Below are 1,077 nucleotides of genomic sequence, written 5' to 3'. Positions count from 1 at the left end.
GCCCGGCGGGCCGTGCGGGTCGGGGACGAAGACGCCGGCGGTGGCGCCGGGGCGGCCGAGGTAGCCGTGCGTGACGCCGTCGCCGCCGATGTAGAGCTCGCCGGGGACGCCGGGTGGGACCGGGTTGCCGTACGCGTCGCAGACGAGTGTGCGGGTGCGCCCGATCGGCGTGCCGATGGGCGGGCGGCCGAGGGTGTCGGCGGCCCCGAGGTCGGCGGTGGTGGCGATGACGGTGGTTTCGGTGGGGCCGTACGAGTTGACCACCCGGACCCGGTCGCCGACCTGTTCGCGCCACGCGGCCAGTGCGCCGGGGCGTACCTGGTCGGCGCCCAGGACGAGCAGGCGCAGCGCTGCGGGCCAGGTGATCGCGGTGGGGGACTCCACCAGTTCGTGCCAGTACGGGGTGGGCAGGTCGAGCACGGTGACCGCGTCGAGTCGGTGTTCGGCGAGTTCCTCCGGCAGCGACGTCTCGGGGGCCGGCAGTACCAGGGTGGCCCCGGTGGCCAGGCACGGGTAGATCTCCTCGGCGTGCGTGTCGAAGGACAGCGAAGCGCTCTGGAGGATCTGGTCGTCGGCCGCGATGCCGTAGCCCGAGCGCATCCAGTCCACCCGGGCGGCGAGCGCGCCGTGCGGGACGAGGACTCCCTTGGGGGTGCCGGTGGAGCCCGACGTGTAGACGACGTAGGCCGGGTCGTCCTGGCGGGGGGCGACCGGGGTGACCGGGGTGAGGTTCTCGGTTGCGGCGGGTGGCTGTCCGACGAGGACCGCGGTGACGTGCCCCGGCAGCAGGTCGGCGTGCGCGGCATCGGTCACCACGACCCGAGTGTTGCTGTCGGCCACCATGAACTCCAGCCGGGCCGAAGGGTATTCGGGATCCAGCGGCACATAGGCGGCGCCGGCCTGCCACGTGCCGAGCATGGCCGTGACGGCGTCGGGGCCGCGCGGAAGCAGGATGCCGACGAGGTCGCCGGGCCGGGCGCCGGCAGCGTACAGCCGGGCCGCGAGCGCGTCGGCGTGCCCGCGCAGGCGGTCGTAGCTGATCTCGCCGGCGGGGCTGCTGAGCGCGATCCGGTCCCC

General features: G+C 74.7%; 1 protein-coding gene. It reads right to left on the bottom strand.

The window, feature by feature from the left end; translation table 11 throughout:
• Positions 1-1,077: amino acid adenylation domain-containing protein (locus GT354_RS36010; RefSeq protein WP_161360591.1), on the bottom strand; the 1,077-nt coding region annotated here is incomplete at both ends.

Source organism: Streptomyces sp. SID3343 (assembly GCF_009865215.1).
GTDB lineage: Bacteria > Actinomycetota > Actinomycetes > Streptomycetales > Streptomycetaceae > Embleya.
Note: the sequence above shows the minus strand (reverse complement) of the source record. Positions and strands in the feature narration are given on the sequence as shown.